At 47.2% G+C, this 17,430-nt stretch carries 13 protein-coding genes and 2 tRNA genes; 8 read left to right on the top strand and 7 right to left on the bottom strand.

The genetic code is table 11. From position 1 onward, the window contains the following. Nucleotides 1–33 precede the first annotated feature (33 nt). Nucleotides 34–843, top strand: a complete 810-nt coding sequence (locus tag AR543_RS10085) for an NADPH-dependent F420 reductase (protein ID WP_082472190.1) — start codon at nucleotides 34–36, stop codon at nucleotides 841–843. Nucleotides 844–1,268: 425 nt separating this feature from the next. On the opposite strand, the gene AR543_RS10080 is transcribed toward AR543_RS10085, so the two are convergent. Continuing rightward, entirely contained in the window at nucleotides 1,269–3,047 is a 1,779-nt protein-coding gene (locus AR543_RS10080) for an acid phosphatase (RefSeq protein ID WP_060534041.1), read from the bottom strand. 314 nt (nucleotides 3,048–3,361) lie between these two features. On the opposite strand from AR543_RS10080, the gene AR543_RS10075 reads away from it, so the two are divergent. Then, complete coding sequence (locus AR543_RS10075) at nucleotides 3,362–3,565, top strand: hypothetical protein (RefSeq protein WP_060534039.1); 204 nt, start codon at nucleotides 3,362–3,364, stop codon at nucleotides 3,563–3,565. A gap of 315 nt (nucleotides 3,566–3,880) precedes the next feature. On the opposite strand, the gene AR543_RS10070 is transcribed toward AR543_RS10075, so the two are convergent. The 4 genes from AR543_RS10070 to AR543_RS10055 all read right to left on the bottom strand — a co-directional run bounded on the left by AR543_RS10070 (nucleotide 3,881) and on the right by AR543_RS10055 (nucleotide 8,896). Then, nucleotides 3,881–5,785, bottom strand: a complete 1,905-nt coding sequence (locus AR543_RS10070; protein WP_060534037.1) for a beta-glucoside-specific PTS transporter subunit IIABC — start codon at nucleotides 5,783–5,785, stop codon at nucleotides 3,881–3,883. A 144-nt stretch (nucleotides 5,786–5,929) separates the two neighbouring features. Further along, nucleotides 5,930–6,766 carry a BglG family transcription antiterminator LicT gene (licT, locus tag AR543_RS10065; RefSeq protein WP_060534035.1) on the bottom strand — a complete coding sequence of 279 codons (837 nt, stop codon included), beginning with the start codon at nucleotides 6,764–6,766 and terminating at the stop codon, nucleotides 5,930–5,932. 521 nt (nucleotides 6,767–7,287) lie between these two features. After that, nucleotides 7,288–8,259, bottom strand: a complete 972-nt coding sequence (locus AR543_RS10060) for an aldo/keto reductase (RefSeq protein WP_060534034.1) — start codon at nucleotides 8,257–8,259, stop codon at nucleotides 7,288–7,290. Between the two features lie 265 nt (nucleotides 8,260–8,524). Next, nucleotides 8,525–8,896, bottom strand: a complete 372-nt coding sequence (locus AR543_RS10055) for a winged helix-turn-helix transcriptional regulator (RefSeq protein ID WP_060534032.1) — start codon at nucleotides 8,894–8,896, stop codon at nucleotides 8,525–8,527. A 240-nt stretch (nucleotides 8,897–9,136) separates the two neighbouring features. Between AR543_RS10055 and AR543_RS10050 the strand changes: the two genes are divergently transcribed. Next, a complete protein-coding gene (locus tag AR543_RS10050) occupies nucleotides 9,137–9,715 on the top strand; it encodes an NAD(P)H oxidoreductase (protein ID WP_060534029.1) in 579 nt (192 codons plus the stop codon). Between the two features lie 190 nt (nucleotides 9,716–9,905). On the opposite strand, the gene AR543_RS10045 is transcribed toward AR543_RS10050, so the two are convergent. Next, a tRNA-Ala gene (locus AR543_RS10045) sits at nucleotides 9,906–9,978 on the bottom strand. Between the two features lie 364 nt (nucleotides 9,979–10,342). Between AR543_RS10045 and AR543_RS10040 the strand changes: the two genes are divergently transcribed. The 5 genes from AR543_RS10040 to AR543_RS10020 all read left to right on the top strand — a co-directional run bounded on the left by AR543_RS10040 (nucleotide 10,343) and on the right by AR543_RS10020 (nucleotide 16,520). Then, nucleotides 10,343–11,317, top strand: a complete 975-nt coding sequence (locus AR543_RS10040) for an ABC transporter substrate-binding protein (RefSeq protein ID WP_060534026.1) — start codon at nucleotides 10,343–10,345, stop codon at nucleotides 11,315–11,317. Between the two features lie 473 nt (nucleotides 11,318–11,790). Continuing rightward, nucleotides 11,791–11,874, top strand: a tRNA-Leu gene (locus tag AR543_RS10035). 269 nt (nucleotides 11,875–12,143) lie between these two features. Next, entirely contained in the window at nucleotides 12,144–12,884 is a 741-nt protein-coding gene (locus tag AR543_RS10030; RefSeq protein ID WP_060534024.1) for a LytR/AlgR family response regulator transcription factor, read from the top strand. Nucleotide 12,885: 1 nt separating this feature from the next. After that, nucleotides 12,886–14,184: a sensor histidine kinase gene (locus AR543_RS10025; protein WP_082472188.1), complete on the top strand. Its 1,299-nt coding sequence runs from the start codon at nucleotides 12,886–12,888 to the stop codon at nucleotides 14,182–14,184. A gap of 224 nt (nucleotides 14,185–14,408) precedes the next feature. After that, complete coding sequence (locus tag AR543_RS10020) at nucleotides 14,409–16,520, top strand: serine hydrolase domain-containing protein (RefSeq protein WP_060534022.1); 2,112 nt, start codon at nucleotides 14,409–14,411, stop codon at nucleotides 16,518–16,520. 355 nt (nucleotides 16,521–16,875) lie between these two features. Here the strand turns inward: AR543_RS10020 and nrdR are convergent, their stop codons facing one another. Beyond that, on the bottom strand, nucleotides 16,876–17,406 hold the full coding sequence (nrdR, locus tag AR543_RS10015) for a transcriptional regulator NrdR (RefSeq protein WP_060536723.1): 531 nt from the start codon (nucleotides 17,404–17,406) through the stop codon (nucleotides 16,876–16,878). Nucleotides 17,407–17,430: the final 24 nt, after the last annotated feature.

Below are 17,430 nucleotides of genomic sequence, written 5' to 3'. Positions count from 1 at the left end.
TGGATCATCAAACACGTATAAGGAGTTGTTCTCATGAATAACAACACATATCCCGCACATCAGCCCGGTTCCGCCAGCACCACGCACCGGAGTACTCAAAAGGGAACCATGACCACTGCTGTCATCGGAACTGGAAACATTGGAAGCGAGCTAGCACGCGTGCTCGCACGTGGAGGCGAGGACCTTATTCTGGCCAACTCGCGAGGCCCGGAGACCATTACGGACCTGGCCAGCGAGCTTGGTGCACGAGCAATGAGTACTGCTGATGCTATCGCCGCCGCGGACGTCGTCGTGCTTTCGATCCCATTCGTCGCGATTCCCTCGCTAGTCGAAACCCTGGGTCAGGCACCGGCCTCGACCATCATCGTAGACATGTCCAACTACTATCCAGAGGCTACCGGCGTCATTAAGGGAATCGAGGGTACAGCCTCCGATAGCTCCTGGCTCAGCGAGCAGATCGGACGTCCGATCGTCAAGGCATGGAATACCATCTTCTCCCGCAGTCTGGCACTGAAGGGCACTACCGCCGGCGCGCCTGACCGGATTGCCCTGCCAGTAGCTGGCGATGACCCAGCAGCGAAAAAGATTGTTATGCAGCTCGTCAGCGTCACCGGCTTCGAACCCGTCGACGCTGGCGACCTTGCCGAGTCGTGGCGGATGGAGCCAGGCTCACCGGTCTATTGCACGGATCTCGACGCTGACGCCCTGCGATCAGCACTCGCCCGGGCTGATCGATCCCGTCATGCCCATGATCGGATGGCAGGGGCTCAGGCGATATACGATCCCGAGACAGGAATGGATATGGTCCGTGGCGTTCAGGTCTACCGAGATATCACCAGCTGATCTGCGATTCAGTCCTTTCATTCTCGGCAGGACTGAGCTGCCTCCGTGCTCACTGCCGCAGAAAGCTGACCGGCGGGTGTATTTCACTTGCCGGCCTCGGGCCTCAATCGTCGTAGGTCGTTGATCGCTGCCATGTCGGTGTCCGGTACGCATCCAACGGCTGATTATACGGTCAGTTAGACATGCGTTCGATTTATAGTGCGTATGATTTTGGATAGTTACGTTTATTTAAAAAAAGGAATTTCTATGATGACATCCTCATCGATCCACTCCTTCCTTTTTATTTTTCCCTTGTATGCTTCAAATACAAAATAATGCGAATAAAAGCCGCTCTTTATGTGTTTACACAAAGAGCGGCTTTTGATTCATACTTACAGATCCATTAAAATTGCCGTTACACAGAAATGATGATATTATGCACGATCTTATTTCTTTTTCACTTGCAGCTTCACGCTGTCATTGGTATATACAGCTTTCACTGTATAGCCTGCTGGCAAACCTGTCGCTTGAACAGAAGTAAATTTACCGTGTTTTGGAGATTTGTCGCTGACGATGATCGTACTGTTATTTTTCGGTACATAGTTATCCACAAAATTCAGCTCCAGCTTGCCTCTATATACTGCTGTTCCACCGATATCCAGTACATCTTTTTTGCTGCCAATGGTCAGCGTCAGTGTACCTTTGGAAGACTGCTTGTAGTCGCCGCCGATCTTCACTTTGCCGACCGTATTCTCTGCCAGCGTACCGCCTTCATTGGATACATCACCACGGCCAAATGCTGTTGTGCTGCCACCTTCCAGCGTTCCCTGTACGAGACGGGTATTGCCGGTATACGTATTTTTGCCGTCCAGATTCAGGGTACCCGTTCCTTTTTTGGTCAGGCCACCTTTACCGGCGATATCATTACGCCAGGTATCTTCTTTGTTGAATCCACCTTTGGCAGCATCCATATTTACCGTTACATTGTTGACGAATGCCCCATAACCGTCAGCAGCTGCAAACAGATTCAGACGACCCCAGCCTTCGGCATCATCCAGTACCGGATACCCGGACGGAATGCCTGTTGTTGCCAGCACCCAGCGGCGCTGATCGGCATCCAGATACGGCTGGCGTGTCTCCAGCAGTACTTCGGCTCCCTTTGGTACGACAACCGGCTTGTCTTTGGCATAGGCTTGCGGAAATCCGTAAGTCAGACGCTCTGTATACTCTTTTTTGTTGGCTTTGTAATCGCTGAAGCGGTCTTTGGCTGTACCTGTCTGGGTCAGCAGCTTGGACTGAGCCTGCGCATAAGCAGCCTGCTTGATCTCTTTGTTCGCCGGATCATTCAGGATCGATGCAGCCAGTGCTGTCGCCATTACCCGTCCACCCATTACGTCAAAGTAGGAGTGCATGCCGGATACTGCACGGTTGTTACCCAACTCAGACGCGCGTGTCAGCAGTTCCTGATAACGTTCTGGTACAGCATAAGCCATGGCAAAAGCAGTGAGATACGCCGCATTGGTGTGACCGCTCGGATAACCGCCATCTGTGCTCGGATCAGCTTTGATCGCCGGTACCAGAGTAGGTAGTACAGTCGCTTCCGGACTCCAGCGGAACGGACGCTTGTAGTTATAAAAACTTTTCGCGGGATTGGTCGAGGAATAGCTGCCGCGCAGCGTATTGACCAGTGTCACGATGCTGCCGAGACTAGACTTCGGATCACCGGAGTTGGTGCCTTCGTCGTCATACTTTTTGGTAGTGGCATCGGCCTGAACTTCTGTAATGGTCGTCGTCGCTCCCGCTTCCTTGCGGTAAATGTCTGTCAGCGAACCGAGTCCTTCGATCACACTGTAGCTCTGGTTGCGACGGTCGTCCAGATAGGCAGCTTCTACCTGTGCAGCCGTACGCTTCTTGGCCGTATTAATCACTTTCTGAATATTCATATCCAGCAGTTTGCTGTTCAGCTTGGTACCGGAATCCCAGGTTGTACCCGGTTTCCACATTTTGTTGAATTCGGACAGCACACCAATCGCCGGATTGGACGCGACCGACATATTATCACTTGTATTGTTTTTGTAATTATCGACAAAATAGCCCCATTCCGGCTTTGGCGGTGTTACATTCGAAGGCAGTTCAGCCGCATGGGCATACACACCGCCCAATGAACCTGCCAGTATAGACAAAGATAGAGATAACCCAATCATTTTCTTTTGCGGACCCTTCATATTCCCGATAATCCTCCTCGTATTTCCTATAGCGTTACATGCCAAATCATATGCAGACCTGCCATCGGCCAGCACATCATCTGTAATGGGCGCTTGTGCATGACAGCAGCAAGACCAACCCGTATGTACTACTACATGGTAAAGATCATTTGTTAACGGGATCACAATGGTTTGTTTAACAGATGTTAATTGTTCGGAAAATTGACGAATCTCATAACGAATTGTCGAAAAGAATCATTATAGATAAATGGAATTTTCTGGCGAAATATTTTATGGTTAATACCTGATAAATGTAGATTCAAGGAGGTGAACACATGAGTCATTCCGATCTAACCCACCTGCAGGAGAAATTGCAGCAGGAGCTGCATAAACGCGATCCTGAAGAGCAAAAAAGCATCCTGATTCATCTTATAGACGATCTACAAAAACAAGAACAATGCCCTTTAGAACGTGAGGATTACACCATAAGCGACTGGCAACGTCTCCAAGAATATTTGAGTATACCGCTCATACGCTAGTTGTATATACTGGCTATTATCATTCCGGTCTTTTCGATTATTGGATTTGTGTATATTGCCTTATGGGTGGAATAATCGATTTTTAATCAGATCATTGGATAATAGCGAGTCATTCGTAGGTACATAATAGATTCTATCCCTTGCAACAAACAGCTGGTTATTGTGTCTGCATCTTTTTCTGCAATCTGTCTCTATCCACTCTATACAAACAAAAAAAGCTTCTACTGCTACCCCCCGGTGTCCGCTGTAGAAGCTTTTTGCTAGTTGTTATTTTAGGGCCAGCTGTTATTCCAGTCTTTATTTTAAATCACGATATCAGATCACAACGGTCAGCAGGTCTTCCTGATAGCTGATCTTTTTCTTATCCGTCTCAATGACATCCAGATAGTTGCCCGAGTTGGAAATGATAACTGGAGTAGTCAGCACATAGCCGGCTTCCTTGATCGCGGCTACATCAAATTCCATTAGCAGATCGCCTTTTTTGACGGTATCACCCTGTTTGACTTTGGGTGTGAAATATTTGCCTTTCAGCTTGACGGTATCCTGTCCGACGTGGATCAGAATATCCACACCGTGATTGCTCGTAATCCCGATCGCATGGCCGGAAGAGAACAGTGAAGTCAGTACACCATCTACCGGCGAGTACACTTTGCCTTCGATCGGTTCGATCGCAATCCCTTTGCCCAGTGCACCAGTAGAGAAAGCTTCGTCTTTTACCTGTGTCAGAGAGATTACCTCGCCTTTCAGCGGGCTGAATACGGTCTCCTGCTTCACTGGCGCATTGGCATTGGTTGTTTCTTTGGTACCTGTACCTGGTGCTTCATCTTCCTGCAGACGAGTGAAGAACATCAGGACAAAACCAACGATAAAGCTGACGATCATACCGATAATCGCACCGTAGAATCCGCTATCGATTCCATTTGGACCGATATAGGACGGAATACCGAATACACCCAGTCCACCGATAATATATGCTTTGGTTCCCATCGCTCCGATAATGGCACCGCCGACAGCACCACCGATACAGCTGAGAATAAATGGTTTTTTACGCGGAAGAGTAATCCCGTAAATAGCCGGTTCGGTAACGCCGAAGATCCCGGAGATAAAAGCTGGAATAGACAGTGATTTGAGCTTGGTGCTTTTCGCTTTGATCAGGATAGCCAGCACGACCCCTGTCTGTGCAAAAGAAGCGCCGAACATACCTGCCAGAATCGGATCGGAACCCAGGTTGCTCAGGTTGTTCATCGCGATTGGTACAAAGCCCCAGTGAAGACCAAAGATAACGAATACCTGCCAGAATGCACCCAGCAGCAGGCCTGCAATAATCGGGCTCAGGTTAAATACGCCCAGAATCGCTGCACCAACAAGCTGACCTGCCCATGTCGCTACCGGACCGATGATCAGAAACGCCAGTGGAATCGTGATTAACAGCGTACAGAATGGCACCATGAATGTACGTACTACACTTGGAATGACTCGTTTAAAGAAATTCTCGAACTTGGAACCTACATACGCCGATACGATAATCGGAATAACACTCGATGAATACGTCATCAGAATAACCGGAATACCGAGGAAGGTAATATGCACCGGTGATTCAAACGGTGTGCCACCGAACAATGTATACAGCGGTGTACCTTTTCCTACCTCTGACAGCGTCGGATATACCAGCGCTGCACCAATCGCCATCCCGATAAATATATTGGCGTTGAACTTTTTGGCAGCCGTATAGCCGAGGAAGATCGGGAAGAAGTAGAACAGACAGTCACCAATTGCATTCAGTATAATATAGGTGCCTGACTCTTTGACCAGCCAGCCCAGCGACACGAATAATGCTGTCAGACCCTTGATCATACCCGTAGCTGCCAGTACGCCGAGAGTAGGCGCGAATACCCCGGAGATCATATCGATAAAACGATTGAACAGACTTACTTTTTGCCCTGAATCGTCGCTGACCGTCGCCGAATCTCCACCCAGTCCGGCGACTGTATTTACATCCGCATAGACTTCGGATACATGGTTGCCGATGACGACCTGATACTGTCCACCGCTCTGGATAACCGTAACTACACCATCCATATTTTTCAGTACATCGGTATTGGCTTTACTCTCGTCTTTTAATTTGAAACGAAGGCGTGTTACACAGTGCGCCAGACTGTTTACATTTTCCCTGCCACCAACGTTTTGAATAATATCCTTTGCCAGCTGTTCGTATTTCATCGTGCTTCCTCCTTTGTGGGGTATCCGAATAGAGCCTCATATCTATCAAAAAAAGGCGAAACCAGCCAGACCGCCTGCAGCAGTATAACTCCTGCACGATCTGATCTTGGTTTCGCCTGCATTACCAGTAACAATCCAATATTTTTATGAAGTTGTATCGCTTGTGACCCGATGGACATGGATCGTAAGGTATAACTTTTCTTCATCCGACAGTTCCGTGTTCAGATACTTCTCGATTTTTAGCATACAGTTATAGGCTTTTTTGTACTTGGTCCTGACCTGCCGGAGCAGGAAATCATCTTCCAGCACCTGCCTGTGCGGCTGGACCAATCGTTGAAAGAAAAATTTGAGATGGGTGATAAAGCGTTCGTAGCTGATCGACTGTTCATCCAGCTCCAGGCGGTACGTGTATTTGATAATATTCAGAATATCCTGAATCTTCTCCGCCTGTGCCGAGACATCCGCCATCCGATGACTGGAGCCGTTCAGCTCGGCATTAACGAGATGAAGTGCAATATTCGCCGCTTCATCCTCCGGTAATTTGCGCTTCAGTGTGGATTCAATAAATTCCAGCGCTTTGACACCAATACCGTATTCCTTGGGATAAAACTTGCGAATCTCCCAGCTGAGCGGGTTCGGATTGCGAATCCCTTCATCATGCAGCTTGAACGCATTGTTCAGATGGTCGGTGAGCGTGACATAGATATAATCGCTCAAGGTGACATTCAGGTTATTCTTGCCATACTCGATAATATCGTAGCAGACCGATACGTACTCGGGTGGGATATCTTCGAGCAGCACCTTGAATCTCTCCGACGCTTCCGTCTGCTGCAATACAAAGATCTTCTCGATCAGACTTCGATCTACCGGTTCGCCGGCACTTTTTTTGAAAGCGATTCCACGACCCATTACGACAAACTCCTGTTTCCCGGGATCGCTGGCTATAATGGCATTATTGTTAAAAATTTTCCGGATAATCATCCAGTCTGCCCTCCTTTGATCCCACAGGTGTGTACAGGATGAATCTGTCACCACTCCGCCTGTTCAGCTGGCGAATACTTCGCTGTCAATGTAGAGTGAATACAAGTGATAGACCATCAACAGGATACAGAAAAAGGCAAAACCCAACACATGTGGACAGCTCATAACAAGCTGTACATGCACTGGGTTTTGCCTTTTCAGTAACAATCCCAAAGTTAGAATAACACCTACCTCGCAATTTGGCAAGCGCTTTCTTTTTATCTTTTTTAAAAAGTGATTTTGATGCTAAATTCATTATTGTTATATCTTGAATTCGTTTTAATTCTATCCAGCTTTATCTTTTCCAGCAAAGTCCTACAACGAGAATAGACCTTCCCATACAGCCGTTGGGAAAGGTCTATTCTCACAAGTACATTCAGACTCTAATTATTACCGGCGCAGCACCTCTAAAAAGAACTATTCCGATTGTTATACCTATGCCTATACTTTTCTTACAAAATGAACAGATTCCGTGAACAGCACTACTCCACCCAGTTCAATTCAAGCTCTGCAAAGCGCTGACCCGAAGCTATTCCCTGTGGAGAGATGCGCTCGATCTCTGCCAGATCGTCTGCAGACAGCTGTACATCCAGTGCGCCCAGATTCTGGCGAACCCGATCGAGATGCTTGGTTCCCGGAATCGGTACAATCTGTTCTCCCCGAGACAGCAGCCAGGCGAGAGCCAGTTGGGACGGAGTACATTCCTTGCGTGCAGCCATTTCTTCTATCAATGCAACTACTTCCAGGTTTTTATTAAAGTTCTCTCCTTGGAAGCGTGGATACATCCGGCGGTAGTCATCCGCTGGCAGATCGTCAAAGCTTTTGATCTGTCCGGTCAGGAATCCGCGTCCGAGCGGACTGAACGCCACATAACCAATACCCAGCTCCTGGGTCAGCGGCAGTACTTCATCTTCGGTCTCGCGGCTCCAGAGGGAATATTCCGATTCGATTGCAGACAGCGGATGAACCGCATGCGCACGGCGAATTCGTTCCGGTGAAGCTTCGGACAGGCCGATATAGCGAATTTTGCCTTCTTTGACCAGATCCGCCATAGTGCCTACCGTTTCTTCAATCGGTACCTCCACATCTGGACGATGCTGGTAATACAGATCAATATAATCAAGTCCCAAACTATAGAGACTGGCATCGACCGATTTGCGTACATAGGCAGCATCGCCTTTTGGCTTTTCACTGCTGTATGTAATGCCAAATTTAGTCGCGACGATAACCTGATCGCGTCGTCCACGCAGTGCGCGTCCTACCAGCTTTTCATTTTCTCCGTAACGACCGTGCTCAAATCCACCGTAAATATCTGCGGTATCCAGCATGGTCACTCCCAGGTCGATCGCTCCCTGGAGTGTGTGTATGGATTCCTCGTTATCCGGCATCATCATCGTTCCCAGTCCCAGTGCCGATACTTCCAATCCCTGATTACCCAATTTACGTGTTTTCATCTATTCGCTCCTTTTCCGCCAGGCGGATGAATTGTTGTACATCGTGAACAATTCTTATTGTAGGAGTTCTGCCAAGGAGCAACCACAGTGTGTTTATACTGGTAACGGGACTAACAGGATGGAGATGAACTGTGGCAGCCAGACGTTATCTGAATATAAAAAGATTATTATTCGATGCTGCATTCTTTGGTACAACCCGATCTTGTTCAATTGTATGATTATAACTCTTTTATAATACTGCCTTAAAATTATTCAAGATACTGTCTCAAAATTCTTCAAGCACTGCAGATTTGTCACCGTATACTTTGTCCAGATGCTCTTCACCCCAGTAGCATAGCAGATCCAGTGCGGGCTTGAGTCCCCAGCCGTACGGAGTTAGCTCATACTCTACCCGCAGCGGGATCTCTGTGTACGCCTGCCGTGTGATGATCTCATCCTTTTCCAGGCTGCGCAGCTGTGTGGTCAGCATTTTCTGGGTAATATCGGGTATTAATCGCCGAAACTCCGAAGGCCGTTTGCGTCCGGTCATTAGATGATAGATGATTAGAGGCTTCCATTTGCCTCCCATTACTTCCAGAGCGGCTTCTACACCTACCCTGTACTTTTTGTCGGTGCTGTTGTTATTTTCTTCTTCCATTGGTTATCCCTCCATAAACAGGCTATGATACTGGAAACTTCTTGCTTGGCAGGCTTCCATTCATTATTCAGACAAGTTTGGAGCAATCGTTATTCCGGGAACTTTGATGTTCCCAGGGCACCTGAACGATCCTATGGGACATCAAAGTGCGTACTTCCAGGTTTTTGGGTTCCTGTTTATAATAGCATCAGTCATCCATTAGGAAAAAGATCAAACAGGAGAAAGGTAGTGAAGAATCACATGAAAGTATTGACTGTCGTCTCACATCCAAGACAGGATTCCCTGACCTTTGCGGTTGCCGATCGTTTTGTACAGGGTCTGGTTGCTGCCGGGCATGAATATGAGATACTGGACCTGCATCGAATCGGTTTTGATCCTGTACTCCAGGGAATAGATGAACCAAATCCATCCCTCGAGGAACAATCTTTTAGCCCAGAGGTTGAAAAGGAAATGGCACGCATGAAGGAACATGATGCATTGGCATTCATTTTCCCGGTCTGGTGGTGGAGTCTGCCAGCCATGCTTAAAGGTTATATTGATCGCGTATGGAACAACGGCTTCGCCTATGGCGCAAATCATCTTCATCACCAACAGGTATTGTGGATCGGGTTATCAGGCATCACGGAACAACAGATGAAAAAGCGGAATTATGATCAAATGATTTCGCATTTACTTAATGTTGGCATTGCCGATTATTGCGGAGTGAACAACTCCAGAGTGGAGCTTTTGTACGAGACACTGGGTTCCCAGCCCGAACATTATGATCAGCTGCTTGAGCATGCTTATCAGTTGGGTCTGAATTACGGCAAGGAGCAGTAATCTTAATGTGTACGATGTAAAGTATCGTAGAAATAAGTATTTGCAGAATAAAACAATTACAGTGCAACACTTATTTAGATTTACATTTTTCACTTAAATAACAAAAGAATAAAAAATTATAAAAAGCATATGAATAGAAAAAGTCCGCCAAACACTTGGGAATTCCTGTGTTTGACGGACTTTTTGGTAATGGAGCCTAGGGGGATCGAACCCCTGACCTCATCGCTGCCAGCGATGCGCTCTCCCAGCTGAGCTAAGGCCCCATAATATGTAATTGTTCAACAACTTTTTTAATGTATCATGAATCAGCAAAATAGTCAACACTTTTATCCGAATTTTGTCATTTGTATTGAACTTCGTATATCTATGAGCTTCCCTGCTTACTCCCATATAAATAGAGAATTGCTAGGCTCCTGCTTTGAATTTCAAGTCATTCAACCGATATTTTCACATCGGTAACTATACTCTGTGACAAGCCGGTGACAGTTGTGTCAATGCGTTGACTTTCGTTCCTCTGCTATTGGTATAATAAAGTTATTGGGTATTTTATAATAACAGGTACGATTACCGGCCTGCTACCATAACGATTTCAATATCCAAGCACACTCGGAAAAGAGGCGGATGATTTTGAAATATTCAACAGCTTATATCAGAGCAGGACTGGTGCTTTCCCTGATCCTCGTTTTGTTGACAGCCTGCGGACAGCCCAAAGAAACGCGGGCGGATATTTTTAACCCGAACGGTATTAAGGAAATGCCAGTCAGAGACTCCTATGGTACGGTCAATGTACCAATCTCTGCCAAGCGCATCGCAGTTACCAGCCAGTACGCGATGGACTACATGAATGCGATTGGCGCAGACGTCTCGCTGGCACCCAAGCCTGCGACAGGCAACTATGTATTTCCTCCTTACACCAGCGAGGAGCAGCGCGACAAACTGACTGTAATTGAAGGGCAGAACGGCGAGCTGGATCTTAATGCGCTCGCTGCCGAGAAACCGGATCTGATCATTACCAATAATGGCGACCGTGCCACTTACGATGCGCTCACCAAAATTGCTCCTACTGCCTATATCGATCCGGCACTGGACTGGCGTAACGAGCTGTACATGTATAGCACTTTCCTGGATCATGATACAGCGGCCAAGCAGTTTATGAATGCCTACCAACAAAAATTCAACGGAGCCAAAAGCAAACTGTCGCCTATTATTGGAACGTCTACCGTGGCTGCGCTGAGTATGCAGGATAATAAGCTGACTCTGCACAATAATGTCAAAGACGGTGTAGGCGAAGTGCTGTATCAGGATCTGGCACTCAAAGCACCGGAAGGCATGACGACTGGCAGCGAGTCTTCGCCGGTAACCCTGCAGCAGCTGCAAACGATGAATCCGGGCTATCTGTTTATCTCTACCGGTATAAAGGATGATACGACAGCCGCACTGAACAAACGCATGGCGGCTTCTCCAGATGGCGCGATCTGGAATCAACTGGCTGCTGTACAGGCAGGACATGTCTATATTATAGACAGCAGTTTTTTCAATGATACCCCACTCGCCAAATCGTATGCGATTGACACAATGGTCAAACAATTATCGGCCAAGTAACCCAAACGAAAAAAAATAAGAGACGCAAAGATGGAGATTGGCTATGTAGCGGCTTGTATGCCGGCTCTCCATACTTGCGTCTTTATTTTGAGAGACGATTACAGCCTAATACTATTTTGTGTAGCATCTGAATTCACATTAAACAACCTCTGGAATGTCATTGCATAGGATTTGGAGTGCTATTAGATAGTATATGGAGCATGATTGGGTAGACTTTAGAGCACTATTAGACAACTTTTGGAGCATTATGGATTAGCATTTGAAGTACTCTTAGACAGTCTATAGAACACTGCTGGATAGCCTTAGGAGTGTTAGCAGAGGATATACATTAGCCTGCTTATTTTTATTTTCAAAATTCGCTTGCATTCCTCCTCCAAAAAGCGTATACTCTTAATTACGGTGATTCGTTCACCACTTCCTGTCTGACATCTTAGAACGCACAACATGAGGATCAGGAAGTTACATATTTTTTTGCGGTCGTGGCGGAATTGGCAGACGCGCACGGTTCAGGTCCGTGTGGGCTTACCCCCGTGGAGGTTCGAGTCCTCTCGACCGCATACCTTATCTATCAAGTCTGTTTCACTTCGGTGAAGCAGGCTTTTTTTGATGGATTTTTCCAGTTTTATGATTAACGCTTGGCTTCTATAAGTGATACATAAAAAATGAGTATACAATCTAATTGCTGACTAATCGCTGAAATCCGCCTTTGATACAGCCCTGCTATTCAGGGATCGAATTTTGCTGTTCGGCAATATCGACAGGATTCGGCTCTTTTCCCATGCTACACTGGAGCCGGAGCATTTTTATAGGAACGGAGGTATCCATCATGTATAGAGTGGCGATTTGTGATGATTCCAGTCAACAGCGTGCACAGGTTCGTCAGCTGCTGACTGCGTTGTCGGTTCGTACAGGCGTTGAATTTGTAATGGAGGAATTTGCATCCGGGGAGCTGCTGCTGCAGCATTACGAACAGGCACAACCTTCTTTTCATGCCTGGATTCTGGATGTGGAAATGCCCGGTCGCAGTGGTATCGAGACGGCGCGCAAGCTGCGGGAATGGCAACATATGGATGAACAGATTATTTTCCTTACCAGTTATCCGGAATATATGGTCGACAGCTTTGATGTGATGACATTTCAATATCTGATCAAGCCTGTGCAGCCGGAGCGATTTGATGAAGTAATCCTGTCCCTTTATCGCTACTGGGAGTCTCAGGAGCATAAGCTGCTCGTGATCAAGTCCGGCTATGATGAGCTCGTGATCAAGCATGATGATCTAATTGCGATCGAAGCGGTCAAAAGTCTGACTTTCAAAAACAAGCTGCATTTTATTACTGCTCAGGATACCTATGAAAGTAAAGGTGTGCTGGCAACCTATGCGTCTGCTCTAAAAGAACAGAACTTCCTGCAAATTCACCGCTCCGTCATTATCAATATGCGCCATGCCAAAAAGTTCGCCGGCAATCAGGTGCTGATGTCCAACGGATTGGAGCTGCCGATTGGACGCTCCCGGGTAAAGGAAGTCAAGGATGCCTGTACACGCTTTATGATCAAGGAGCTGAACTGAGATGCCGCCGAATATGGGCTATATGCTGCTTGTGCTGCTGTTTATAGTGCCGACGCTGCTATTGGGTCAATTTTACTTTGATGCTGTACTGGGCAAAGTAAACCGCAGACCGAATCGTTTGGGGTACATTATCGGATTTGTGATTTTGCATCTGATCTATTATCTGGTGGATATGCCTGCGACCCTCTCTTCACTGCTGGCTATAGTGATGATTCTTTGTCTGGCGCTGTCCTACAGGGCGCAGCTGGGTACGATAATCGTGTTTACTTTTATCTATGTAGTCTTGCAGACCATTATCAATTCAATGGGCGTTTATTTGTTTTTTGGTGGTGTCGATTATTCGGTGGATACACCCTATCGGCTGATGCAGAGCCATTACAATCGCTCAATCAAGCTGCTGTTGTTCAGTTTTCTCGTTATGCTGATGATCTCCCAGTTGATTCGTCTGATCAGCCGGAGGCACAGTATCGTACTGCAGCCGCGCTATTATTTGCTGTTTCTGATTGTACCACTCATCTCGATCTGGCAAATTAATGTGCTGTTCGCCTACAGTCAGAGAAACAGCTATTATGTGATCTCGGTACTCGGGTTGCTGTTTTTGAATGTGTTTGTTATTTATATGTTTGATATGCTGATGGAACGGTTCCGGCTGCTCAATCAAAATGTGTATTTGCAGCAGCAAATGGATTATCAGGATGCCAATTACGAGAAAACAGTGCATACGTTCAAGGATATCAAGCGTGTGATCCACGACACGAACCAGCATCTGCTTTATATAGAAGAATGTATACGCCGCCAGGAGCCGGAGGCGGCGATCGAGCATATTCAGACGACGCTGAACCGGGTTGATCAGGCGTACCATCGCGTCAATACCGGTAATCTGGTAATTGATGCTCTGGTCAGCAATACGCTTAGTATTGGACAATCCAATGGCATACGGATCGATACCCGGCTGCGACTGCACTCGCCGACTGTACACATCGAGCGTTATGATCTGTGCGTAGTACTCGGCAATCTGCTGGATAATGCAATCGAAGCGAGCAAGCATATCCGGGTGGCAGATGATCGGTATATCTCTATCAATATCCATTCCAACGAATCGACGCTGTATATCCATATTACCAATCATTCCAGTACGCCCCAGACAGACTGGAGCAGCAGCAAACCAGGTGATGGTTACCATGGATTGGGACTGACCAATATCTCCCGTCTGTGCGAGAAATACGGCGGTCATATGACGATCGAGAACCATAATCACCGGGTCGAAAGCATGGTTGTGCTTCCTTTTTATGAAGAGTAGCAAGAATGATAGGACATGCTCCCAGGTAATAGATACGGTATCTCCTGCAAAAAATATAATACATCCTGCGATGAACCGGTGCTTATGCCGGTTCTTTTTTTGCCATTCAGGGACAAAGATATTCGTTTCAGCCCATTTTCGCTTTATCGATTCGGATCTGCGGTATGCTTCGGTTATGCACAGATGAGAATACATCTGACTAACTACCGAAAGGAATGAATACAATGAAAACAATCAATACAGTCAGCAAATGTCTGCTAAGTATCGTTATCGTTACTTCGGCATTACTGCCATCCGGCAGTATCTCTGCTGCTGAACAAACCAAAGCCCACGCAGCATCTGCTTCCCAGCCGCAGACTGTTACAGCTAACACCTCATCCCGGGCGCAGCAGCTGGCCCAGATCCTGCTGGATAAATACGGCGTGACCGGTGTGCAATACGCCGTAATGGATCATGGCAAAATCGTTCTCTCCGGCAGCGCCGGTACCTCCGGGCGCAAGGGTAACAGCAAGATTGGCAAAGAGGATATGTTCGGTATCGGTTCGACAAGCAAAATGTATGTGACAGCAGCAACGATGATGCTGGCTGAAGAGGGCAAAATCGATATCGATCGTCCACTGACCGATTACTTGCCGGAATTCAAAATGAAGGATGAACGGTACAAACAGATTACACCACGTATTCTGATGAATCACTCTTCCGGACTGTACGGCAGTCATTACGGCAACTCTATTCTGTTCAATGACAATAATACAATTAATCGCGACAATCTGCTGCCCGCGCTGCAAAACGAGACGTTGAAAGCTGATCCGGGTGCCTTCTCCGTTTATTCCAATGACAGCTTCCAGCTGCTTGAACTTATGGTTGCCAAAGTCAGCGGCCAAAGTTATCCGCAGTTTATCCAGGAGCGCATCAGCAAGCCTCTACAGCTGAAGTCGACACTGACACCACTGGATCAATTTGACCGGAGTCGCCTGGTAAAGACGTACTTTCCTACCTTGACTGACAAGGCTTTGCCGGTCGAAAATACCAATATTATTGGTACCGGCGGCGTATATTCCACGGCAGAAGATGTCGTTAAATTTGCCGAAGTACTCACTGGACAGCGTCCTGATCTCCTCTCCACGGCTTCGACCCAGGCGATGACCCGTCCAGAGTATCGCAGCGGCATGTGGGTATCCGAGACAAGCAATATTTTCAACTATGGGCTGGGCTGGGATGCGGTACAGCTGTCCCCCTTTGACCGTTATGGATTAAAAGCCGTATCCAAAGGCGGCGATACCCTCATGTATCATGCGAGCCTGATCAGCGTACCGGAGCAGCGACTCAGTATGGCGGTATTAACATCCGGCGGTTCCTCTATGTACAATGAAGCGGTAGCCAGCGAAGTAATGCTGCATGTACTGAAGGACAAAGGCACCATTAAACGTATTCTGCCAGACCAGCAGTTCCCGGCAGCCAGCAAGATCGCTATGCCAGCCGATATGAAAAAGTATAACGGCACTTATGGTACAGTCGGCGAGACTTTTGATGTTCAGATCCGCAATGGAAAATTCAAACTGGCTACGCAAATGTCCGGCATGATTCCGGAACAGCAGTATATCTATGCAGGCAAAGGTAAGTTCCGCAGTGAAGACGGTTCTGCTCTCGCCAGCTTTGAACGCCAGAAAAACGGCCATACCTATCTGAAGCTAAACGCTTATCTCAATATACCTGAACTGGAGCAATCCCAGATGGCTCTGTATGTCGGTCAAAAACTGGACAAGCAGACTCTGCCTGCTGCAGTCAAAAAAACATGGCAGCAGCGTAACGGCAAAACCTATTACAATACCGACGAAAAAATCAATTCGGGCTTTTATCTGATCCCGACCGAAATCAGCAAAACGATCCAGGCAGACACCAGCCTCGGTTATGCGCTGGGTACCAAAATCGTTAATGCGAACAAAAGTGTTAATATCATGCAGATTCCGGTTATGTCCGGACGCGATACGTTTGATCTGAATTTCTCCCGTCAGGGCAAAACTGAATATATGGAGATCAATGGACAATCCTTTATTAGCAAAGACGCAGTGTCTACGCTGCCTGCTTCTTCTTCGTCCGTAAAAGTTCCGGCCGATCACCGTGCCAAATGGATGAAGCTGGACAAAAAGACTGCCAGTCAGAAAATCAATGTAACGCTTCCAAAAGGAGCAGGATTTGTCGTGTATGATAACAAAGGACAAACTGTCTACTCCTCCGTCGTGAATGGCGGTCACAGTACCAAGCTGCCGGAAAGCGGCATGATCGTATTCGGCGGTAAAGCTGGTGACTCATTCAAGATCTCTCTGAGCCACTAAATATTCGAAGATAGATACCGAAATATCGGAATTTCCATACCACCTGCGACTGGAATCATAGTCATCCTTTCCTTTTAGAATCTATCGAATCCAGCCGCAAATTAATAAACCGCATTCCTGTCTACTCTCTTTCGCCAGAGAAGTAAAGCAGGAATGCGGTCTTTTTTTGCCTGTATGCTTTGGTCTTTATTTTGACAATAGGCAAAAGGTTATCTAATCTGATTCTTCTGTTGTTATGGCACCAATCATGCTGTCTACGCAAAAAGCATCACTGCTATCTGCTTCCTTATTCGGAAACTCCAAGCGGTGATGCTTCTTTGTTGCTTTTTCTTATACAGAAAGCAGCAGGTTCGAATTATTGGTCTTCACGTTCCCGATTATGCTGGGGCAGAATCGCATCCTGCTTGATGGAAGGCTTTTTGTCCTGCTTGGAATCATCATTCAGCAGCCCTTCCAGTTCTTTCATAAACATGCTAATATCCTTGAACTGACGATAAACCGAGGCAAAGCGTACATAAGCCACTTCATCTACCGGATATAGCTGTTCCATCACCAGCTCGCCTACAGCCCGGCTCTCTACCTCAGCCAGTGCTGTCGCATACAGACTTTTCTCAACCTCCGAGACAATTGCATCCAGCTGGTCGACCGATACCGGACGTTTCTCGCACGCACGAATCAATCCGCGCAGTAGCTTGTCCCTGCTGAATTCCTCGCGGCTACCGTCTTTTTTGATTACGATCAGCGGCGCAACCTCGACCATCTCGAATGTAGTAAAGCGTCGGCTGCAGCTCTCGCATTCCCGCCTGCGGCGGATCGACTTGTTGTCATTGGCTGGACGGGAATCCAGCACTTTTGTTCCGTTGTGACCACAATAGGGGCATTTCACTTCCAGTGTCACCTTCCTTTCCCT

The sequence above is a fragment of the Paenibacillus bovis genome, from assembly GCF_001421015.2.
Classification (GTDB): Bacteria; Bacillota; Bacilli; order Paenibacillales; family Paenibacillaceae; genus Saccharibacillus; species Saccharibacillus bovis.
This window is presented reverse-complemented; position numbering and strand designations above follow the sequence as displayed.